Origin of the sequence: Rhizobium sp. NLR8a (assembly GCF_019685235.1) — a bacterium.
Lineage (GTDB): Bacteria > Pseudomonadota > Alphaproteobacteria > Rhizobiales > Rhizobiaceae > Rhizobium.
In genome coordinates, this window is the sequence record NZ_JABDWI010000018.1 from 120,947 (window position 1) to 142,441 (window position 21,495).

Below are 21,495 nucleotides of genomic sequence, written 5' to 3' on the forward strand. Positions count from 1 at the left end.
AGCCTTAAATCGGTGTCGTGACAAGCGTGTGACATCGTGGGGCAAGGCAGGCGCAGAATGGCAGGACTAAAGCAGGTGCAGAGGCAGACAGGTGTGGCGCTCTGGCGTCAGATCGCCGATCGAATTCGCGAGGCGATCGGCAACGGAGCCTATGACGAAACGGGAATGGTGCCGCCGGAAACGGTGCTGGCGCTGCAATTCGGCGTTAACAGGCATACGGTGCGCAGTGCGCTGGCGGCGCTGGCGCAGGAGGGGATCGTGCGCGCGGTGCAAGGCCGCGGCACGCTGATCGAGCGCAAGCAGCGGCTGAACTTCCCGATCACCCGGCGCACGCGCTTCACTGCCGGCATCGGCGATCAGGCGCGCGAGACGCGTGGTCTTCTGCTCGATGAGGCGCAGGAGGAGGCGAGCGCCGAGGTTGCCCGCTGGTTGGGTGTCAAACAGGGCGAGCAAGTGATCCGGCTGGAAACATTGCGCCATGCCGACAGGCGGCCGGTTTCAAAAGCGACCAGTTGGTTTCCCGCCGGCCGTTTCGCCGGGATCGGCGAGGCCTACCGCAAGCATGAATCGATCACCAAGGCTTTCGCCGAGCTTGGCGTGGCGGATTATGTCCGCGCGACAACCGAGGTGACGGCTGCCCATGCCGGGACAGCCGACCTTGCCGACCTGGAACTCACCCCCGGCGCGATCCTGCTGATCGCCAAGGCAATGAACACCGATCTCGACGGCGTGCCGGTGCAATATTCGATCAGCCGTTTCGCCGCCGACCGGGTGCAGTTCACGATCGAGAACTGAGGCCAATAGTTGAGGCAGGCGTGCCGACCGCTTCCGGCGGCACGCCTCACCGAATTAGTGTGCGCCGGACATATCGCCCAGAACTTCCTTTGAAGCCACGGTTGAATCCGCCTTCAGCTTGTAGACCATTGGAACGCCGGTCGCGAGATTGAGGGCGAGCACGCCTTCTTTGGTCAGCTTGTCGAGCACCATGACCAGCGAGCGCAGCGAATTGCCGTGGGCGGCGACCAGCACCTTTTCGCCGCGCAGCACGCGCGGCAGGATTTCCGTGAGGTAGTAAGGCCAGACACGGGCGCCGGTGTCGCGCAGGCTCTCGCCGCCCGGCGGCGGCACGTCATAGGAACGGCGCCAGATATGAACCTGTTCCTCGCCCCATTTGGCACGCGCGTCATCCTTGTTGAGACCGGAGAGATCGCCGTAGTCGCGCTCGTTCAGCGCCTGGTCGCGGATCGTCTCGAGGTCGGGCTGGCCGACCTTGTCGAGGATGAGCTTCAGCGTGTGCTGCGCGCGCACCAGCGCCGAGGTATAGGCGACGTCGAATTTGATCCCGTATTCGGCAAGTGCGGCGCCGCCGGCGTTGGCTTCCTGGATGCCGAGCTCCGTCAGATCCGGGTCCTTCCAGCCGGTGAAGAGATTCTTCAGGTTCCAGTCACTCTGGCCGTGGCGAACGAGGACGAGGGTACCGCTCATGAATATGCCTCCGAGATGTCGTTATTGGGAAGAAAGCCCGAGCACGTCGAGCATGGAATAGAAACCTGGCTTCTTGTCGCGCGCCCAGAGCGCCGCCTTGATCGCGCCGCGCGCGAAGATCGAGCGGTCTGCCGCGCTGTGCGACAGGGTGACGATTTCGCCTTCTCCGGCAAAAAGCACGGAATGCTCGCCGATGACCGAGCCGCCGCGCAGCGTCGCAAAACCGATCGTGCCGACTTCGCGCGCGCCGGTGTGGCCGTCGCGGACCCTCACCGATTTCGAGGCAAGATCGATACTGCGGCCCTTGGCTGCCGCTTCGCCGAAGAGAAGGGCGGTGCCGGAAGGAGCATCGACTTTGTGCTTGTGGTGCATTTCCAGGATTTCGATGTCCCAGTCCGCCGGATCGAGCGCTCGTGCCGCCTGCTCGGCCAGAACGCTGAGCAGATTGACGCCGAGGCTCATATTGCCAGACTTGACGACGCGGGCATGGCGTGCCGCGGCGGCGATCTTCGCGTTGTCCTCGGTCGAGCAGCCTGTCGTGCCGATGACATGGACGATGCGGGCCTGAGCGGCGAGACCGGAAAACTCCACCGTGGCGGCAGGCGCGGTGAAATCGAGCACGCCTTCGGCATGCAGGAAAGCCTGGAGCGGATCGTCGCCGATGATGACGCCGGTCGGGCCGAGCCCGGCAATTTCACCGGCATCCTTGCCGACGAAGGGCGAGCCGGCACGTTCGACGGCGGCATGCAGCATCACGCCTTCCATGGAATGAATGAGCCGGATCAGCGTCTGCCCCATGCGTCCCGCTGCGCCGACCACCACCAGTTTCATCGCAGCATCGCTCATGTCAGTCTCGCCAGCTTAGTATGAATCCGAGGCCGAGGGCCTCTGCAGATTGTTGAGGCGAGCGTAAAGACCGTCGCTGACCTTCGCAAGCGTCTCATGATTGCCCTCCTCGACGACCCGGCCCTGCTGCATGACGACGATCTTGTCGGCGCGCACCACGGTCGATAGCCGATGGGCGATCACCACCACGGTGCGCCCGGTCATCGCCTCGTCGAGCGCCTTCTGCACGGCGGCCTCGGATTCGGTGTCGAGGGCGGAGGTCGCCTCGTCGAGCAGCAGGATCGGTGCATTGCGCACCAAAGCGCGCGCGATGGAAAGTCGCTGGCGCTGGCCGCCTGAAAGCGTCACGCCGTTTTCGCCGACAGGCGTATCGTAACCCTGCGGCTGCGCTGAGATGAAGTCATGCGCATAGGCAAGCCGGGCGGCCTCTTCCACCTCGGCATCGGTCGCTTCCGGCCGGCCGTAGCGGATATTGTCGCGGATCGTGCCCTCGAACAGGTAGGGCTGCTGCGAGACATAGGCGAGCTGCTGGCGCAGCGACTTCTTGGTGATGTGGGCGATATCCTGCCCGTCGATCAGGATCTCGCCTTCACGAGGGTCGTAGAAGCGCGGAATGAGGCTGATGACGGTGGATTTGCCCGCTCCAGAGGGGCCGACAAGCGCCGTGGTCGTCCCGCCCTCGGCGACGAAGCTGACACTGTTCAGCACGCTTTCACTGCCGTAGGCGAAGGAAACATTGCGGAATTCGATGCGCGCCTGCGTCACCGTCAGCGGCCGGGCATCCGGCAGGTCGCGCTGGCGCGGCTCCATGTCCAGCAATTCGTAGATCATCCGTGCATTGACGACGGCGCGTTCCATCTGCACCTGCAGGCGGGCAAGGCGGCGGGCCGGGTCATAGGCAAGCAGCAGCGCCGTCACGAAGGAGAAGAAGGCGCCCGGGGCCACATTGTAATAGATCGAGCGATAGGCGGCATAGGCAAGCACGCTGGCGACGGCAAAGCCTGCGAAGCTCTCCGTCAGCGGCGAGGTGCGCTCGGAAAGCCGGGCAATCCGGTTCGCCCGGTTTTCGGCGGCGGTGATGAGCTTGTTGACCTTGTTCTCCAGCTCCTCTTCCATCGTGAAGGCTTTGACGATGGCAATACCCTGGATCGTCTCCTGCATGGCCCCCAGCACGTGGCTGTTCAGATGCACGGCCTCGCGGGTTGCCGAGCGAAGACGTTTGGAAACATAACGCAGCGCATAGAGCAGTGGCGGCGCCATGATGAACACGGCGAGGCTCAGCAGCGGGTCCTGGAGGACCATCACGCCGATCAGCGAAACGAATGTCAGGAGGTCGCGCACCGTCGAGGTGATCGTCAGGTTGAGCACGTCACGGATGCCGCTAACGTTCTGGCTGACTTGCGCGGCGATATGAGCCGAGCGCGCCTCGCTGAAAAAGCCGACTGAAAGCGTCATCAGATGGGCATAGAGGCGGCGCTGATAGCGGGCGACGATATTGTTGCCGACCTTGGAAAGCGCCACCGCCTGGCCGTAGCTGGCAAAGCCGCGCAGCACGAAGGCAATGAAGATCGAAAGACAGATGATCCAGACGACGTCGGCGCGGCGGTTGGCGAAGGCCTCGTCGATGATCGCCCGCATGATCCAGGCGGTGAACGCCGTCGAAAGTGCCACGACCACGAGGCAGACGATAGCGAAGACATAACCCCAGAGATGGTCGCGGCCGTTTTCAGCGATGATGCGCTTCAGGATGCCGGTGACGGTATCGCTGCTGACGCTCTGCTTTCTGCTTTCCACGGCTTCCAAATATCAAGCTTCCTGTCCGAGACTGAGCGCGTCGTGAATGTGGCGCGCACTTTGGCCGGCTCTATAAAGAGTTGGGACTGGTTTGGCTAGACCGCGGCGCGTCCCGGAGGGACGCGCCCTGGGCTCAGCGCCGCCAGCGGCGGCCTTCCGTCGATACGCCGAAATTGGCCGGCATCCGCGCATAGGACGAAAGTCCGGCGAGCGCCGCCAGCGGATGCGTCACCACATAGGTCGGGATGGTGCGAAGCAGCGCACTATGTGGCGCCTTGTCCTCGAAAGCCTGCCGGAATTCCGGTTTCTTCAGCGCCGGGAGGATCTTCTGCGAGATGCCGCCGGAGAGGTAGACGCCGCCACGCGCCATGAACACCATCGCCATGTCGCCGGCCACGCGGCCGAGATAGGTGGCAAACAGCGAAACGGTCTCGACGGCGGTCTTATCGCTGCCGGCAAGCGCATGCGAGGTGATCTCGGCCGGATCCTTCATCGTCGGCTGGCTCCCGTCGACCACGCAGATGGCGTTGTAGAGATTGACGAGGCCGCGTCCGCAGAGGATCTGTTCGGCCGAAATACGACCTTCGATCGTCTCGATATGCGGAAAGATTTCATAGTCGCGCTTGCTGCGCGGCCCGAGATCGACATGGCCGCCTTCGCCGGGAACCGGAATCCAAGTATGCTGGGCATGCACGAGTCCGCCGACGCCGAGGCCGGTGCCGGGTCCGAGCACGACGCGCGAGGCGACCATGTCGCCGGTGGCGCTGCCGATACGTTCGCGGTTTTCATCAGACAGGGCGGCAATCGCCAGCGCCTGCGCCTCGAAATCGTTGACGACGAGCACGTCCTCGATGCCGAGGCCCTCGATCATCGTCTTTGGCCGCACCACCCAGTCGCAATTGGTCAGGGGGATCTCGTCGTCGTTGATCGGGCCGGCGACGGCGAGGATCGCCGAGCGCGGCTGCACCGCTGTCTTGTCGCGCACGCCCTTTTGGATCGCTTCGTCAATCGTGGCGAAATCCGCCGTGCGCACGTTCGGAAACTGCTTCGGTTCGGCATAGGCGTCGGTCAGGATGGAGAAGCGGGCATTGGTGCCGCCAATATCGCCGATCAGGATCGGGAAGGGAAGCGGAGCGGTGCTGTGATTGGATTTGGGCATGGCCGGTTCCGTGCTGATCAGGCTTCGAGTGTGGGAAGGAGCTTTATAGCGGTCGCGTGGTTGAGCGCCATCGGAATGTCGTAGACGATCGCCAGCCGCATCAGCGCCTTCACGTCGACATCATGCGGCATCGGTGTCAGCGGGTCGACGAAGAAAATCAGCGCGTCGACTTCGCCGGTCGAGATCAGCGCGCCGATCTGCTGGTCGCCGCCGAGCGGCCCGCTTTTCAGTCTGGTGACGTCGAGACCGGGAGCGGCGTCGAGCACGCGACCGCCGGTGGTACCTGTCGCGACGATCTTCCAGCGCGAGAGAAGGTCCTGATTTGCGCGGGCGAAAGCCGCCATGTCGTCCTTCTTCTGGTCATGCGCGATCAGCGCAAGGCACTTGCTGCCGGCCATGAAAGGAATCTCCGCCCCAACAATTCAATCGATTTGATCGCTTTATACCAAGAATTTGCGATTTGAAAGACAACGCGTCCGCCCATTCATTGGATCGCCGGCTTGTCGTTCGGAACCGGGCCGACATCCGGCAACCCCTCGTCATCATCAGCCGGCGCGGCTGCCGGAGCGGCGGCGAACGCGCTTACGGCGGAAGGCCCGCCATAGGTGGCGGCCTGCATCGAAGCGACAGAAGCGGCATCGAGCACGGCAGAGCAGGCCTTCGGCAGGTCGGTGATCATCATCTCACGCGGCGGCTTCGGGGGCTTGGCGCCGGGTTTGGGCGGTTTGGGCGGTGCCCAAGGCGCCGGGGTGAACCAATAAGCGAGCGACTTGTCGCAGCCGTCTCCTGAGGCGACGGGAGCTTGCGGCGTGCATCCGGCAGCACCGGGCGGGCATTTGATGCGGATGTGGAAATGCGAGTCATGGCCGTATATCGGCCGCAGCTTACCAAGGTTGGTGCGGTCGCCGGTCCAGGTGTCGCACATCTTCTTCTTGATCGCCGGATTGACGAAGATGCGCTCCACTTCGGGATAGCTCGCCGCCAGCATCAAAAGCCGCGCCCGCGATTCCGTCCACACCTTCGGGTCGACGGTGAGGAACTTGTCCTTCTGCAGCATGCTGGTGAAGGGCAGGTCCTCGCGCTCCTCAGCCGTCATGCGGCGCGCCGGCATCGGGGTGAACCAGATATCGGCATCGAGGCCGATCTGATGTGAGGAATGGCCGTTGAGCATCGGCCCGCCGCGCGGCTGCGCGACATCGCCGACCAGGATGCCCGGCCAGCCGGCATATTTGACCGCATCCTGCGAAAACCGTTCCAGAAGCGCAATCATCGCCGGGTTGCCCCAGCGGCGGTTGCGTGAAAGCCGCATTGCCTGCCAAGTCGGCCCGTCGGTCGGCAGCGCCACCGCGCCGGTCATGCAGCCCTTTGCATAGAAGCCGATCGGCTGCGCCGGCCCCTGCGTCGGCAGGCTGGCGCCTGCGAATAGCGCCTTGGCGCTGCCCGGGCTTGGCGTTTTCTGCTCTGCGCCGACGTCGCCGGCGGCAAGGCTTGCCCCGATTGCGCCGGCAAGCGTCAATTTGCCAAAAGTCCTGAAAGCCTGGGCGAAGCCGAAAGCCATGCTGTTCCCTTACGTCGATGCCGAAGTGATTTGCACTCGAATCTATCGTGAAAAGCAATTTTGGTGAATCGATGATTTGGCGGAGCGGCGCAGGAGGAGCCGGCGACGGATCGCCGCAGCATCACCGCAGCTGCCCTTTGACAGAAAAGCTCAAAATTCCGCGAGCTCGGCAAAAACCAAACTCTCTCCTGTTTTTCGCCCCTATTTCTCGTATTGTCGAATCCGCAATATTCAGGGGAAATGGGAATGACGGCATCGTGGTCGAAAATCGGTGTTATTCTGGCACTTGCTGGTGTTTTGATGCCATTGACGGCAATGGGTGAAGAGCAGCCGTTTCAGATCGGAAGCTCGGTCATCAGCGAAATGAAATACAAGCCGGGCTTTGCGCATTTCGATTACGTCAATCCCGATGCTCCCAAGGGCGGGGATCTGCGCCTTTCCGCAAGTGGCGCCTTCGACACCTTCAACCCGCTGCTTGCCAAGGGACAGACGGCGGTCGGCCTGACGCTCGTGTACGACACCTTGATGAAGCCCGCCGATGACGAGCTCCTTGTCTCCTACGGCCTGCTTGCCGAAGGACTTTCCTTTCCTTCTGACGTTTCCAGCGCGACCTTCCGCCTGCGCAAAGAGGCGAAATGGGCGGACGGTCAGCCGGTAACTCCGGAAGACGTCATTTTCAGCCTGGACAAGACTAAGGAATTGAACCCCGTCGCCGGGAACTACTACCATCACGTCGTCAAAGCGGAAAAGACCGACGATCGGGATGTGACCTTCACCTTTGATGAGAAGAACAACCGCGAATTGCCCAACATTCTCGGCCAGTTAATGATTGTGCCGAAACATTGGTGGGAAGCACCCGGAGCGGATGGCAAGCCGCGTGACATTACCAAAACGACGCTGGAGCCCGTAATGGGGTCCGGGCCTTACAAGATTGCTTCTTTCTCGCCCGGCGCAACCATCCGTTATGAACTGCGTGACGATTACTGGGGCAAGAATCTCAATGTGAATGTCGGCCAGAACAATTTCCGCAATGTCATCTACACCTATTTCGGTGACCGCGATGTTGAGTTCGAAGCCTTTCGCGCCGGCAATAGCGACTATTGGCAGGAGACAACGGCTGCCCGCTGGGCGACGGGATACGATTTTCCTGCAGTGAAGGAAGGACGCGTCAAGAAGGAAGAGGTTGCAAATCCTCTGCGCTCCACCGGCATTCTGCAGGCTCTTGTGCCGAATATGCGGCGTGACCTCTTCAAGGATATAAGGGTCCGCGAGGCGCTGAACTACGGCCTCGATTTCGAGGAGTTGAACCGCACCGTTGCCTTTAACAGTTACAAGCGCATCGACAGCTATTTCTGGAATACCGAGCTCGCCTCCTCCGGTCTGCCGCAGGGGCGGGAGCTGGAAATTCTGCAAGGCCTGAAGGACAAGGTTCCGCCCGAGGTCTTCACGACGCCGTACACCAATCCTGTTGGCGGCGATCCGCAGAAGAGCCGCGACAACCTCCGAAAGGCGATTGCTCTTCTGAAAGAAGCCGGTTGGGAGCTGAAGGGCAGTCGCATGGTCAATACCAAGACCGGCCAGCCAATGAGTTTCGAGATATTATTGTCGAGCCCCATGTTGGAGCGCTGGGCAGTGCCTTATGCCAGCAATCTCAAGAAAATCGGCATAGATGCGCGAGTTCGGACAGTCGACGCTTCGCAAGCTGTCAACCGCGAACGCAGCTTTGACTTCGACATGATCTGGAATGTCTGGGCGGAGACAATGAATCCGGGCAACGAGCAAGCCGACTACTGGGGATCCGGCTCGGTCAACCAGCAGGGTTCTCGCAACTACGCCGGCATTGCCAACCCAGCCGTCGATGAGCTCATCCGCATGATTATCTTCGCGCCGAACCGCGATGAACAGGTCGCTGCGATCAAGGCAATGGACCGGGTCTTGCTGGCAAATCACTATGTTATCCCGCTGTTCTACCGCGATACCGTTAATATCGCCTATTGGAACACAGTCACGCATCCTGCCGAATTTCCGGCCTACAGCCTTGGTTTCCCCGATGCCTGGTGGTCGACCTCGGCAAAATGAGCGGGCTTGCATTAGCGGGGCCCTGGGCTCCAAATGGCACGAGCGAATCACGACAAGCCGGCGGGGCCGGCAAGGGAAGGCTGGCGGCTTGAGCGGCATTGGACTGAACGGCGTGCAGACAAGAAATACTTTCCCGGAGGCTGAAGGCTGATGGGTGCCTATGTCATTCGCCGCCTGCTTTTGATGATTCCGACCATTGTCGGCATCATGGCAATTTCCTTCATCGTTGTTCAATTTGCACCCGGCGGCCCGGTCGAGCAGGTGATTGCCCAGCTGACCGGCCAGGCCGACAGCGCCGATCAGCGCCTGTCCGGCGGCGGCGATCTCCTCGGTGGCGGCGGCAGCGACGAAGGTTCGAAATATCGCGGCGCTCAGGGGCTCGATCCGGAGCTGATCGCCAAGCTCGAAAAACAGTTCGGCTTTGACAAGCCGCCGCTGACGCGCTTTGGCGAGATGATGTGGAATTACATCCGCTTCGATTTCGGCGAGAGTTTCTTCCGCAACACCTCCGTGCTCGACCTCATCAAGGAGAAGCTGCCGGTGTCGATCTCGCTCGGCATCTGGATCCTGATCTTCTCCTATGCGATCTCCATCCCGCTCGGCATCCGCAAGGCGGTCAAGGACGGGTCGACCTTCGACGTCTGGACCTCGGGCGTCATCGTTATCGGTTATGCCGTTCCGAGCTTTCTCTTCGGCATCCTGCTGATCGTGCTTTTCGCCGGCGGCTCCTTCTACGACTGGTTCCCGCTGCGCGGCCTCGTTTCCGACAATTTCGGTGAGCTCGCCTGGTGGCAGAAGCCGCTCGACTATTTCTGGCACCTCACTTTGCCGCTGATTTCTCTTTCTCTTGCCGCCTTCGCAACCACGACGCTCTTGACCAAGAATTCCTTCATCGAGGAGATCAAGAAGCAATATGTCGTCACCGCCCGCGCCAAGGGTCTGAATGACCGGCAGGTGCTCTACGGCCATGTGTTCCGCAACGCCATGCTGATCATCATCGCCGGTTTTCCCGGCGCCTTCATCTCCGCCTTCTTCACCGGCTCGCTGCTGATCGAGAACATCTTTTCGCTCGATGGCCTCGGCCGCCTCGGCTATCTCTCGGTGGTCAACCGGGATTATCCGATCGTCTTCGCGACACTTTATATCTTCTCGCTGCTCGGTCTCTTCGTCAGCCTGATTTCCGACCTGATCTACACCTGGATCGATCCGCGCATCGATTTTGAGCGGAGGGATGTCTGATGGACGCCGCCGCAAATCCCGCCACGGCAACCCCGGTCAAGCCGCCGCGCAAGGGCCTGCTGTCGCCGACCAACATCCGTCGCTGGCAGAATTTCCGGGCGAACGGCCGCGGCTACTGGTCGCTGTGGCTGTTCCTGCTGCTGTTCTTGCTCAGCCTCTTTGCCGAGTTCCTCGCCAACGACCGGCCGATCATCGCCTCCTACAAGGGCGAAATCCTGTTTCCCGTGCTGATCGACTATCCCGAGGAGAAATTCGGCGGCTTCCTCGCCGAAACCGACTACCGCTCCTCGGTGATATCGGACGAGATCAACGCCAATGGCTGGATGATCTGGCCGCCGATCCGCTATTCCTACCGCTCGGTCAACTCGAACATTCCGCATTCGGCGCCAACCGCGCCCTTCTGGCTGATGACGAAAGAGGAGCGTTGCTCCGGCTATCCGCAAGGGGTGAATGATCCCGGCTGCACGCTTGGCAATCTCAACTGGCTCGGCACTGATGACCAGGCGCGCGATGTGCTGGCGCGTGTCATCTATGGCTTTCGCATATCGGTGCTGTTCGGCCTGGCGCTGACCATCTGCTCGGCAATCATCGGCGTCACGGCAGGGGCGGTGCAGGGCTATTTCGGCGGCTTGACCGATCTCCTGCTGCAGCGCTTCATCGAGATCTGGTCGTCGATGCCGGTGCTCTACATCCTGCTGATCATCGCCGCGATCCTGCCGCCCGGCTTCTTCGTGCTGCTCGGCATCATGCTGCTCTTCTCCTGGGTCAGCTTCGTCGGCGTGGTGCGAGCCGAATTCCTGCGCGCCCGCAATTTCGAATATGTCCGCGCCGCTCGCGCGCTCGGCGTCAACAACCGCACCATCATGTGGCGCCACCTGCTGCCGAACGCCATGGTGGCAACACTCACCTTCCTGCCCTTCATCCTCTCCGGCTCGATCACGACGCTGACCTCGCTCGATTTCCTCGGCTTCGGCATGCCGCCCGGCTCCCCTTCGCTCGGCGAAATGATCGCGCAGGGCAAGACCAACCTGCAGGCGCCCTGGCTGGGGCTGACGGCCTTCTTCGCCATGTCGATCATGCTTTCCCTATTGATCTTCATCGGCGAAGCCGTGCGCGACGCCTTCGACCCGAGGAAGACCTTTCAATGAGTGACATGACAGAACCGCTCCTTTCCGTCCGCGATCTCTCGGTTGCCTTTCACCAGGGCGGCGAAGCCTCCCTTGCCGTCGATCGCGTCTCCTTCGATATCGCCAGAGGCGAGGTCGTGGCGCTCGTCGGCGAATCCGGCTCCGGCAAATCGGTCTCGGCCAATTCGATCCTGAAGCTTCTGCCCTATCCGACCGCAAGCCATCCCTCTGGCGAGATCCTGTTCAAGGGCAAGGATCTCCTGAAAGCCTCGGAGCGGGCGCTGCGCGAGGTGCGCGGCAACGACATCACCATGATCTTCCAGGAGCCGATGACCTCGCTCAATCCGCTTCATACGATCGAGAAGCAGATCGCCGAGATCCTCGCCCTGCACCAGGGCATCACCGGCCAGCCGGCGCGCCAGCGCGTGTTGGAATTGTTGAACCAGGTCGGCATCCGCGAGCCGGAAAAGCGGTTGAAGGCCTATCCGCACGAACTGTCCGGCGGCCAGCGCCAGCGCGTCATGATCGCCATGGCGCTCGCCAACCGGCCGGAATTGCTGATCGCCGACGAGCCGACCACGGCGCTCGACGTCACCGTGCAGGCGCAGATCCTCGAACTGCTGCGGCAATTGAAGGCAGCGCACGGCATGTCGATGCTGTTCATCACCCATGATCTCGGCATTGTGCGCAAATTCGCCGACCGCGTCTGCGTCATGACCAAGGGCAGGATCGTCGAGGCAGGAACGGTCGAGGAGGTCTTCGCCAATCCGAAGCACGATTATACCCGCCACCTCCTGGCCTCCGAGCCGCGCGGCGAGCCACCGCTCGCCGATCCGTCGAAGCCGGTGGTGATGGAAGGTTCGGATATCCGCGTCTGGTTCCCGATCAAGGCGGGGCTGATGCGCCGCGTCGTCGATCATGTGAAGGCGGTCGACGGCATCGATCTTTCGCTGCGCGCCGGCCAGACGCTCGGCGTCGTCGGCGAGTCCGGTTCGGGCAAGACCACGCTCGGCCTGGCGCTCACCCGGCTGATCTCTTCACAGGGACGGATCGCCTTCGTCGGCAAGGATATAGCCGGCTATTCGTTCAATGAGATGCGACCGCTGCGCAATCAGCTGCAGATCGTCTTCCAGGATCCCTATGGTTCGCTCAGCCCCCGCATGTCGGTGGGCGATATCATCGCCGAAGGGCTGAAGGTGCATGAGCGCGCATTGACGGCAGAGGAGCGCGACCAGCGCGTCTGCTGGGCGCTGGAGGAGGTCGGCCTCGATCCGCTGACCCGCTGGCGCTATCCGCATGAATTCTCCGGCGGCCAGCGCCAGCGCATCGCCATCGCCCGGGCCATGGTGCTGAAGCCGCGTTTCGTCATGCTCGACGAACCGACCTCCGCGCTCGACATGAGCGTACAGGCGCAGGTGGTCGACCTGCTGCGCGACCTGCAGAGGAAACACGACCTCGCCTATCTCTTCATCAGCCACGACCTGAAGGTGGTGAAGGCGCTTGCCAACGACGTCATCGTCATGCGGTTCGGCAAGGTGGTGGAGCAGGGACCGTCCGCGGAAATCTTCCGTGCGCCCAAGGACGATTACACCAAGGCGCTGATGGCGGCCGCCTTCAACATCGAGGCGGTGCCGACGCCCGCCGTGCAGCAGTAAAAGAAGGTCATGTCCGCACTTTCTCCCGTTCTCGTCGATCTCAAATTCAACCCCGAAGGCATTGCCAATGCGCTGAAGACGGCTTTTGCCGATCGCGGCTGCATCAATCTCGCCGATCCGGCTGATGCCGCGCATGATCTGCGTGCCGTCGAGTATGCTCTTCTCTGGAGGCCGGATGCCGATCTTTTCAGCCGGGCGCCAAACCTCAAGGTCATCTTCTCGGGCGGCGCCGGTGTCGATCACATCATCGGCATGGCCGGTCTGCCCGACATTCCGATCGTCCGTTTCGTCGACCGCAGCCTGACAACCCGCATGAGCGAATGGGTCGTCATGCAGTGCCTGATGCATCTGCGGGGGCAATATGCCCATGACATCAAGCAGCGGCGGCGCGAATGGGCCAAGTTGATCGCGCCGGAAGCGGCGGAGGTGACCGTCGGCGTCATGGGGCTCGGCATTCTGGGCCAGGATGCGGTCGCCAAGCTGAAAGTGATGGGTTTCAACGTCATCGGCTGGTCGCGCACCCGCAAAACAATCGAGGGCGTCGAGACCTTCGACGCGGGCGAACTGGACCGGTTCCTCGCCAAGACCGACATTCTGGTCGGCCTCTTGCCGCTGACGCCTGAGACGACCGGCTTCTATGATAGCGGGCTATTTAAGAAGCTCCGCCGCGACGGTGCGCTCGGGCAGCCTGTCTTCATCAATGCCGGCCGCGGCAAGAGCCAGATCGAGAGCGACATCGTCTCGGCGGTCAGGGAGGGGATCCTCGGCGGCGCTTCTCTCGACGTTTTCGAAGTGGAGCCGCTCGCCACCGACAGCCCGTTGTGGGAATTGGAGAATGTCTTCATCACCCCGCATGACGCGGCGGTCTCCGAAGAGAACGCGCTGTTCCGCCATGTCGAGATGCAGATCGCCCGTTTTGAGCGCGGCGAGCCGCTGCAGTTCGTGATCGATCGCGACGCCGGCTATTAGCGGAATCTCGCGCCAAAACCACTGCCGAGGTTTGGTTATTCCCAAGACCGCGGCAGGTATGAGCCCGGAACCTTCCAGACGGCCACCCGTTTTCCTTGCGAAGTTCTTTGCGGCCAAATCGGCCGCCAAGGCAGCGAAGGAGACGATGATGGCGCATCAGACCGAAACACGCTGGGAAAAATCCGACGGAAAGCTTCACAAGGAACAGCAAATCCCGCCGGTCGAGGCAAAGCAGGGGCGTATGGGTTATCGTATCCTGACCGTGCTGCTCGTGGCGCTGATTCTCGCTTTCGTGGTCTGGATTCCAGTCGAGATCTGGGGCCGCCGCGAGGCGAACGAGGTGGCGCCGCAGCAGCCCGGCCAACAGCTCCAGCAGCAGCAGTCGGACGCAGCACCCGCGCCGACGATCCAGAATGGCAATGCGGCCCCGACCGAGACGCCGCAAACGGCGCCGGCCCCGGATACCGCTCCTGCGACCCCGGCTCAACCTCCGGCCCAATAGGCGTTCGACGGATGATCTCCCGCATCCCGTCGCCACCATGCGGCGGGATGTTTATGTTTTGTCTGGACTTTCTCCGCCGATTTTTCGATAAGAAGGCGCACGAGCCGGTTTCGTGCGCCGGCCCGGAACTTGGCAGCACCTGGGAATTTGGCAGCACCTGACCGGAGTGGACAGGGGCAGGAATCTCATGGCCAAGACCGATATCGCGAGACGCGTCTACAATCACGCCTGGAAACTCGACCCGATCATCCGCAGCCTGATCGATACCGACTTCTATAAGCTGCTGATGCTGCAGATGATCTGGAAGCTCTATCCTGATGTGAACGCCTCCTTCACCCTGATCAACCGCACCAAGCGCGTCCATCTCGCCGAAGAGATCGATGAGGGCGAATTGCGCGAACAGCTCGATCACGCCCGCACGCTGCGGCTCTCCAAGAAGGAGATGATCTGGCTGGCGGGTAACAGTTTCTACGGCCGTGCGCAGATCTTCGAGCCGGAATTCCTCGCCTGGCTGTCCAATTTCCAGCTCCCTGAATACGAGCTGTCGAAGAAGGACGGGCAATATGTGCTGGACTTCCATGGGTCCTGGAAGGAAACCACGATGTGGGAGATCCCGGCGCTCGCCATCGTCAACGAGCTGCGTTCGCGCTCGGCGATGAGGGCGCTCGGTCCCTTCACGCTGGATGTGCTCTACGCCCGCGCCAAGGCAAAGATGTGGTCGAAGGTCGAGCGGCTGAGGGAGTTGCCGGGCCTGCGCATCTCCGATTTCGGCACCCGCCGCCGCCACAGCTTTCTCTGGCAGCGCTGGTGCGTCGAGGCGCTGAAGGAAGGCATCGGTCCGGCCTTCACCGGCACCAGCAATGTATTGCTGGCGATGGATTCCGATCTCGAGGCGGTCGGCACCAATGCCCACGAGCTGCCGATGGTGGCAGCCGCCCTGGCGCAGACCGATGAGCAACTGCGCAATGCCCCTTACAAGATCCTGCGCGACTGGAACAAGCTCTATGGCGGCAACCTGCTGATCGTCCTGCCGGACGCCTTCGGCACCGCGGCCTTCCTGCGTGACGCCCCCGAATGGGTCGCCGACTGGACCGGCTTCCGTCCGGACAGCGCGCCGCCGATCGAAGGCGGAGAAAAGATCATCGACTGGTGGAAGAAGATGGGCCGCGATCCGCGCCAGAAGCTGTTGATCTTCTCCGACGGCCTCGATGTCGACGCCATCATCGACACTTACCGGCATTTCGAAGGCCGTGTGCGCATGAGCTTCGGCTGGGGCACCAACCTGACGAATGATTTTGCCGGCTGCGCGCCGACGGAAATATCAGGCCTCAATCCGATCTCGATCGTCTGCAAGGTCAGCGACGCCAACGGCCGTCCAGCGGTAAAACTCTCTGACAATCCGCAGAAGGCGACGGGAGACCCGGCGGAGGTCGAGCGTTACCTGAAATTCTTCGGCGCCGAGGATCGGGTCGATCAGACTGTCCTGGTATAGCCACGAGGTGAGGCGCGGCCATGACGGGGCGCATCGATATGCCCCGCCATCGCATCCTCGATCGACCAGCCGAAGCGCCAGGCGTCGAACATCGAGTACCATTCCTGAAAATCGGTGATCGGCAGCACATCCGGCTTCGACATCGGATTGTCCGCCAAGCTGCGGCCACGAGCACGGTCGCGCACGCCACGCTCCTGCATCTCAAGCAGATTCTCGAACATCATCACCCCGGCCTCCCGTTCCATGGGTTTATGCAATCATGCTAATGAAGCATTGTCGAGTCTAGATGTGAGCATTCCGGTTTTTCACAGGATTAGCCCCATTTCGCTATTTCAAGGCAATCGCAGCCGACCTCGGATTGATCTGGCGAAACGGATTGGGCGTGACGGGGAGGCCCGGCTTCGTGGCTGGGGTCCGCCACCGAGCCTCCCGGCTGACCGAATCTCTGAAAGCGGCAGCGCTGACAATTGCCGCGTTCTGCTCCGGCCGATCCAACTGTGATGAAGGTGAGGGTTAGCCCGTGGTTAATATCCACCGGCCCCGTCTCAATCCGGCGCAATTTCCAGCCGGGCCCACGGGTTTCAGGCGGCCAGTCTGCGAAACCGCGTCCTGATCCGGTCGAGATAATAATGTCCGGGAGACGGCGCCGCCGTCATCGCATGCGCTTCCGAGGAGGGCACGCCTTCGAACAGGCGCTCTTCACCGTTCTTGAAACAGATCCTGAGCCTTCCGTCTTCCTGACTGAAATAGACGGATTTGATGATCTTCGACTTCACCGAAAGTTCTTGCACCTGTTTTACCTCTGTTCTTGGTTTGGCAGAACCCTAAACCCAAACGTGCAAAGACACGGTGAAGCAGCGTGGTAAAAAATCTCCAATTCGGGACATGCCGAACTCGGTTCCCCCGGGGATGTCTGAAGGAGATGCAAGAGGGAAAGCGAAATGGCGGACAGGGAGGGATTCGAACCCTCGGTACGCTTTCACGTACACACGCGTTCCAGGCGTGCGCCTTAAACCACTCGGCCACCTGTCCTTTGGCGTTCGCGCCCGGATAGGAGCAAATCGTCGGAACGGCGCGATATATACCGATGAATTTTTGCCGATCAACCCAAATCTAACAGTTTTTTGACTTCTTCCGATAAAACTCCCCTTGGCCCATCCCATTGTGCTTCACCTCATCGATGACTATGTAATTCTCAAGGTGGAGAATGGCGCGGGCTCGCCGGAATTGTCCGGCATATTGAAGCGTCGGAGGGATTGATGCGTTTCCTGTTGCGTCTGGCGAGTCTTGTCGCGCTTGCGGCAGCCGTTATTGCCGGAACCATCGATTCGATCCAGTCGGTTGCCGCCTCCGCCGTGATCATGACGCCGATGTCGGATGCCTGGCAGGATGTCAGCCCAGACACGCTGACGTCGCTGCAATCCGCGCTTTCCTACTATATCCACCCGCGCTTCTATGCCTTCATCTTTCAGTGGCTGATGCTGCAGCCGGCCTTTGCGGTTTTTCTGGTGATCGCGCTGCTTCTTTGGATGATCGGCTACAAGAAACCGCAAGTGTCAGGCCGCTTCATCGCGTAGCCGATCGGTTTGAGCCGGTGCGCTGCGGCGAAGGCCGGTTATGGCCCTCGCGGCTTCGGCATCTGCCGGCGGATTGGCTAGAAAAACTGCAGCATCGATGGGGAAATGTCCAAAAATCAGCCGGGAAGAACTGATTTTCAGCAATCGCTGCAAATCTTTACCGCCTGAAAAATTTCTGGTGAATTTTTCCGTGAGCCATGCAAGGATGCGCGCAGCCAGGCCTCCGGGGGGAGGTCGGTGGTTCCGCAGACATGTCCGAAAAGGGCTTGCGGGAGGACCCCAAACGAATAGCAACAACAGGGCTGCACAATGAAAAAATCCCTTCTCACTCTCCTTGCCGTGGCTGCCATGTCGACGACGGCGCTGGCCGCCGATGTCAAGCCGGCGCTGGTTTACGGCACCGGCGGGAAGTTCGATAAGTCTTTCAACGAAGCGGCCTATAACGGCGCCGAGAAGTTCAAGGCCGAGACCGGCATCGCCTATCGCGACTTCGAGCCGACGGGCGACACGCAGGGCGAACAGGCCATCCGCAACTTCGCAAGCCGCGGTTTCAATCCGGTGGTGGCCGTTTCCTTCGCCTGGACTTCGGCAATCGAGAAGGTCGCAGCCGAATTCCCGGATACCAAATTCATCATCGTCGACTCCGTCGTCGATAAGCCGAACGTCCGCTCCGTCGTCTACAAGGAAGAAGAAGGCTCCTACCTCGTCGGCATTCTCGCCGGCATGGCATCGAAGACCGGCAAGGTCGGTTTTGTCGGCGGCATGGACATTCCGCTGATCCGCAAGTTCGAATGTGGCTATGAGCAGGGCGCCCGCGCCGCCAAGGCCGATATCGAGGTGTTCCAGAACATGACCGGCACCACGGGTGCTGCCTGGAACGACCCGGTTCGCGGCGGCGAGCTCACCAAGAACCAGATCGATCAGGGCGCCGACGTTATTTACGCGGCTGCCGGCGCCACCGGTCTCGGCGTTCTCCAGACCGCCGCCGACAACAAGAAGCTGTCGATCGGCGTCGATTCCAACCAGAACCATCTGCATCCGGGCTCGGTCCTGACCTCGATGGTCAAGCGCGTCGACCTCGCCGTCTACAACGCCTACACCGATACCAAGAACGACAAGTTCACCGCTGGCGTTCAGGCTCTCGGCGTCAAGGAAGACGGTGTCGGCGCCGCGATCGACGACAACAACAAGTCGCTGATCACGCCGGAAATGCAGGCTGCCGTCGACAAGGCCAAGGCCGATATCATCGCCGGAACCGTCAAGGTTCACGATTACACCTCGGACAACGCTTGCCCGAAGTGATCAGCGCCCTGATGTAATATCGAGATCGGGCGTATGGCGGAGGGGATTTTCGCCATACGCCCTTTTCTTATTTGGAGCCTGCAGTGACAGATAAGCCCGCTATCGAGCTTGTCGGCATCGATAAGAAATTCGGTGCCGTCCATGCCAACAAGGACATCAACCTCACCGTTGCCAAGGGGACGATCCACGGCATCATTGGTGAAAACGGCGCCGGCAAATCGACGCTGATGTCGATCATCTACGGTTTCTATCATGCCGACAGCGGCGAGATCCGCGTCAACGGCAATCCGGTCACCATCCGTGACAGCCAGGCGGCCATCGCCGCCGGCATCGGCATGGTGCACCAGCATTTCATGCTGGTCGACAATTTCACCGTGCTCGAGAACATCATGCTCGGCGCCGAAGGCGGCTCGCTGCTGGCCAGGGGCGTCGCATCGGCCCGCGCCGAGCTCAAGCGGCTGGAAACCGAATACGGCCTCGAGGTCGATCCGGACGCACTGATCGAAGAGCTGCCGGTCGGCTTGCAGCAGCGCGTCGAAATCCTGAAAGCCATGTATCGCGGCGCCGAGATCCTGATCCTCGACGAACCCACAGGTGTGCTGACGCCAGCTGAAGCGGACCACCTCTTCCGCATCCTCAAGGTGCTGCGCGACCAGGGCAAGACGATCATCCTCATCACCCACAAACTTCGCGAGATCATGGCGATCACCGATACGGTCTCCGTCATGCGCCGCGGCGAGATGGTCGCCACCCGCAAGACGGCGGAAACGACGGTGGAGGAGCTTGCCGAGCTGATGGTCGGCCGTCGCGTGCTGCTGCGCGTGCAGAAGGGCGAAGCCAATCCGGGCGTCGCCGTGCTCTCCGTCCGCAACCTGACGGTCAAGGACAATCGCGGCGTCACCATGGTCGACAACGTCTCCTTCGACGTGCGCGCCGGCGAGATCGTCGGCATTGCCGGTGTTGCCGGCAACGGCCAGTCGGAATTGCTGGAGGCGATTGCCGGAATCCGCAAGCCTGTCTCCGGCGAAATCCTTCTCGATGGCCAGACGATCGACAAGGCCGACCCCGCCTGCCTGCGCGATCTCGGCCTCGCCCACATTCCCGAGGACCGGCACCATATGGGACTGGTGCTGAAGTTCGAGGAATATGAAAACTCCGTCCTCGGCTATCACCGCCGTCCGGACTACAGCAAAGGGCCGCTGCTCGATCTCGAAGCGATCCGCAAGGATGCGATGGAGAAGATCGAAAAATACGATATCCGCCCGCCGAACCCGCGGCTGAAGACGGCGAATTTCTCCGGCGGCAATCAGCAGAAGATCGTCGTCGCCCGCGAAATCGAACGCGATCCGAAGATGCTGATCATCGGTCAGCCGACCCGCGGCGTCGATATCGGCGCCATCGAATTCATTCACCGCCGGATCATCGAAATGCGCGATGCGGGCAAGGCGATCCTGCTCGTCTCCGTCGAACTCGATGAGATCCGCGCCCTTTCAGACCGTATCCTTGTCATGTTCGCCGGCCAGGTCGTCGGCGAGAAGACGCCCGATGCCGGTGAACAGACCCTCGGCCTGATGATGGCCGGCATTGCCGCGTGAGGCCTTTATGAGCACTGCTTCCGTTCCGCTACCAAACTGGATTAATTACGGTCTCATCCCGCTTTTAAACCTCGTCGTCGCCTTCCTGATCTCGGGTTTCGTCGTCTGGCTGATCGGCGAAAGCCCGCTCGCCGCGCTCTCGCTGCTGATCGAGGGCGCCTTCGGCAGCGGCGAAGGCATAGGCTTCACGCTCTACTATGCAACGAGTTTCATCTTCACCGGCCTTTCCGTGGCCGTCGCCATCCATGCCGGTCTCTTTAACATCGGCTCTGAAGGCCAGGCCTATATTGGCGGGCTCGGCTGTGCGCTGGTAGCGCTTGCGCTCGACCATTACGTGCCCTGGTATGTGACGATGCCGATTGCCATTGTCGGCGCCGGGATCTTCGGTGCGGCTTGGGCCTTCATTCCCGCTTTCCTGCAGGCCAAACGCGGCAGCCATATCGTTATCACGACGATCATGTTCAACTACATCGCAGCCGCCCTGATGGTCTATCTGCTGGTGCACGTGCTGATCGTGCCGGGCAAGATGGCGCCGGAAACCCGCACCTTCCTCGAAGGTGGGCAGCTTCCGAAGCTTGGCTGGCTCATGAGCATCTTCGGTGCCAAATTGGGTGCAGCACCCTTCAACGTCTCCTTCATCATCGCCCTTCTTGCCGCCTGGTTTGTCTGGATCCTCATCTGGCGCACCAAGCTGGGCTTTGAGATGCGTACACTCGGCGTGAGCTCGACCGCGGCTGCCTATGCCGGCATACCCTATGCGCGCATCGTTATCATCGCGATGCTGATTTCGGGCGCGCTCGCCGGCATGATGGCGCTCAATCCCGTCATGGGATCGTCCGCCCGTCTGCAGGTCGAGTTCGTTGGTGGCGCCGGCTTCGTCGGCATTGCAGTGTCGCTGATGGGCCGCAACCATCCGCTCGGCATCATCTTTTCCGCAATCCTTTTCGGCACCCTTTACCAGGGCGGCGACTGGATCTCTTTCGAGATGCCGAATATCACCCGCGAAATGATCCTGGTCATCCAGGGACTGGTGATCCTCTTTGCCGGTGCGCTGGAATACATGTTCCGGCCGGCAATGGTGCACATCTACCAGCAATTGAAGCGAGCCTGAGGAGC

20 protein-coding genes and 1 tRNA gene are annotated in these 21,495 nt (G+C 61.3%); 12 read left to right on the forward strand and 9 right to left on the reverse strand.

From position 1 onward, the window contains the following. Positions 1 to 57 precede the first annotated feature (57 nt). A complete protein-coding gene (gene phnF, locus HJC04_RS29055; protein WP_210629605.1) occupies positions 58 to 795 on the forward strand; it encodes a phosphonate metabolism transcriptional regulator PhnF in 738 nt (245 codons plus the stop codon). A 54-nt stretch (positions 796 to 849) separates the two neighbouring features. On the opposite strand, the gene HJC04_RS29060 is transcribed toward phnF, so the two are convergent. The 6 genes from HJC04_RS29060 to mepA form a co-directional block, all read right to left on the reverse strand. Next, a complete protein-coding gene (locus tag HJC04_RS29060; RefSeq protein ID WP_210629604.1) occupies positions 850 to 1,485 on the reverse strand; it encodes a 2,3-bisphosphoglycerate-dependent phosphoglycerate mutase in 636 nt (211 codons plus the stop codon). 21 nt (positions 1,486 to 1,506) lie between these two features. After that, the gene (gene dapB, locus HJC04_RS29065; protein WP_221147678.1) at positions 1,507 to 2,331 is read right to left on the reverse strand and encodes a 4-hydroxy-tetrahydrodipicolinate reductase; all 825 of its coding nucleotides are present in this window, start codon (positions 2,329 to 2,331) and stop codon (positions 1,507 to 1,509) included. Between the two features lie 15 nt (positions 2,332 to 2,346). Next, the gene (locus tag HJC04_RS29070) at positions 2,347 to 4,134 is read right to left on the reverse strand and encodes an ABC transporter ATP-binding protein (protein ID WP_210629602.1); all 1,788 of its coding nucleotides are present in this window, start codon (positions 4,132 to 4,134) and stop codon (positions 2,347 to 2,349) included. Between the two features lie 124 nt (positions 4,135 to 4,258). After that, positions 4,259 to 5,284: a glucokinase gene (locus HJC04_RS29075; RefSeq protein WP_210629601.1), complete on the reverse strand. Its 1,026-nt coding sequence runs from the start codon at positions 5,282 to 5,284 to the stop codon at positions 4,259 to 4,261. Positions 5,285 to 5,301: 17 nt separating this feature from the next. After that, positions 5,302 to 5,682 (reverse strand): methylglyoxal synthase, encoded by a 381-nt coding sequence (locus HJC04_RS29080; protein WP_210629600.1) that lies wholly within the window; start codon positions 5,680 to 5,682, stop codon positions 5,302 to 5,304. Positions 5,683 to 5,768: 86 nt separating this feature from the next. Next, positions 5,769 to 6,842 (reverse strand): penicillin-insensitive murein endopeptidase, encoded by a 1,074-nt coding sequence (gene mepA / locus HJC04_RS29085; protein ID WP_221123533.1) that lies wholly within the window; start codon positions 6,840 to 6,842, stop codon positions 5,769 to 5,771. A gap of 246 nt (positions 6,843 to 7,088) precedes the next feature. On the opposite strand from mepA, the gene HJC04_RS29090 reads away from it, so the two are divergent. The 7 genes from HJC04_RS29090 (at position 7,089) to pncB (ending at position 15,905) form a co-directional block, all read left to right on the forward strand. Continuing rightward, the gene (locus HJC04_RS29090; protein ID WP_221147679.1) at positions 7,089 to 8,921 is read left to right on the forward strand and encodes an extracellular solute-binding protein; all 1,833 of its coding nucleotides are present in this window, start codon (positions 7,089 to 7,091) and stop codon (positions 8,919 to 8,921) included. Positions 8,922 to 9,071: 150 nt separating this feature from the next. Next, the gene (locus HJC04_RS29095) at positions 9,072 to 10,160 is read left to right on the forward strand and encodes a microcin C ABC transporter permease YejB (protein WP_210629597.1); all 1,089 of its coding nucleotides are present in this window, start codon (positions 9,072 to 9,074) and stop codon (positions 10,158 to 10,160) included. Further along, positions 10,160 to 11,308: an ABC transporter permease gene (locus tag HJC04_RS29100; protein ID WP_210629596.1), complete on the forward strand. Its 1,149-nt coding sequence runs from the start codon at positions 10,160 to 10,162 to the stop codon at positions 11,306 to 11,308. Before HJC04_RS29095 ends, HJC04_RS29100 begins: the two co-directional genes overlap by 1 nt. Next, positions 11,305 to 12,942, forward strand: a complete 1,638-nt coding sequence (locus HJC04_RS29105; RefSeq protein ID WP_210629595.1) for an ABC transporter ATP-binding protein — start codon at positions 11,305 to 11,307, stop codon at positions 12,940 to 12,942. Before HJC04_RS29100 ends, HJC04_RS29105 begins: the two co-directional genes overlap by 4 nt. Before the next feature lie 9 nt (positions 12,943 to 12,951). Next, positions 12,952 to 13,911, forward strand: coding sequence for a glyoxylate/hydroxypyruvate reductase A (locus tag HJC04_RS29110; protein WP_221123535.1), 960 nt, complete (start codon positions 12,952 to 12,954; stop codon positions 13,909 to 13,911). A gap of 145 nt (positions 13,912 to 14,056) precedes the next feature. After that, positions 14,057 to 14,413, forward strand: coding sequence for a hypothetical protein (locus tag HJC04_RS29115; RefSeq protein ID WP_221147691.1), 357 nt, complete (start codon positions 14,057 to 14,059; stop codon positions 14,411 to 14,413). A gap of 187 nt (positions 14,414 to 14,600) precedes the next feature. Next, positions 14,601 to 15,905 (forward strand): nicotinate phosphoribosyltransferase, encoded by a 1,305-nt coding sequence (pncB, locus tag HJC04_RS29120; protein WP_210629593.1) that lies wholly within the window; start codon positions 14,601 to 14,603, stop codon positions 15,903 to 15,905. Here pncB and HJC04_RS29125 read toward each other — a convergent pair. From HJC04_RS29125 to HJC04_RS29135, 3 genes are all read right to left on the reverse strand, one after another. Further along, positions 15,887 to 16,126 carry a CrpP-related protein gene (locus HJC04_RS29125; protein WP_221147692.1) on the reverse strand — a complete coding sequence of 80 codons (240 nt, stop codon included), beginning with the start codon at positions 16,124 to 16,126 and terminating at the stop codon, positions 15,887 to 15,889. The two genes, pncB and HJC04_RS29125, sit on opposite strands and share 19 nt — an antisense overlap. Positions 16,127 to 16,486: 360 nt before the next feature. After that, complete coding sequence (locus HJC04_RS29130; protein WP_210629592.1) at positions 16,487 to 16,696, reverse strand: KTSC domain-containing protein; 210 nt, start codon at positions 16,694 to 16,696, stop codon at positions 16,487 to 16,489. A gap of 151 nt (positions 16,697 to 16,847) precedes the next feature. Further along, positions 16,848 to 16,937, reverse strand: a tRNA-Ser gene (locus tag HJC04_RS29135). Positions 16,938 to 17,164: 227 nt separating this feature from the next. Here HJC04_RS29135 and HJC04_RS29140 point away from each other — a divergent pair. The 4 genes from HJC04_RS29140 to HJC04_RS29155 all read left to right on the forward strand — a co-directional run bounded on the left by HJC04_RS29140 (position 17,165) and on the right by HJC04_RS29155 (position 21,490). Further along, positions 17,165 to 17,482 carry a hypothetical protein gene (locus HJC04_RS29140; RefSeq protein WP_184458686.1) on the forward strand — a complete coding sequence of 106 codons (318 nt, stop codon included), beginning with the start codon at positions 17,165 to 17,167 and terminating at the stop codon, positions 17,480 to 17,482. A 309-nt stretch (positions 17,483 to 17,791) separates the two neighbouring features. Next, positions 17,792 to 18,784: a BMP family protein gene (locus HJC04_RS29145; protein WP_085776574.1), complete on the forward strand. Its 993-nt coding sequence runs from the start codon at positions 17,792 to 17,794 to the stop codon at positions 18,782 to 18,784. A gap of 83 nt (positions 18,785 to 18,867) precedes the next feature. Beyond that, positions 18,868 to 20,379 carry an ABC transporter ATP-binding protein gene (locus HJC04_RS29150; RefSeq protein WP_221147680.1) on the forward strand — a complete coding sequence of 504 codons (1,512 nt, stop codon included), beginning with the start codon at positions 18,868 to 18,870 and terminating at the stop codon, positions 20,377 to 20,379. A gap of 7 nt (positions 20,380 to 20,386) precedes the next feature. Further along, positions 20,387 to 21,490, forward strand: a complete 1,104-nt coding sequence (locus HJC04_RS29155) for an ABC transporter permease (RefSeq protein WP_210629590.1) — start codon at positions 20,387 to 20,389, stop codon at positions 21,488 to 21,490. The last annotated feature ends 5 nt before the right edge of the window (positions 21,491 to 21,495 follow it).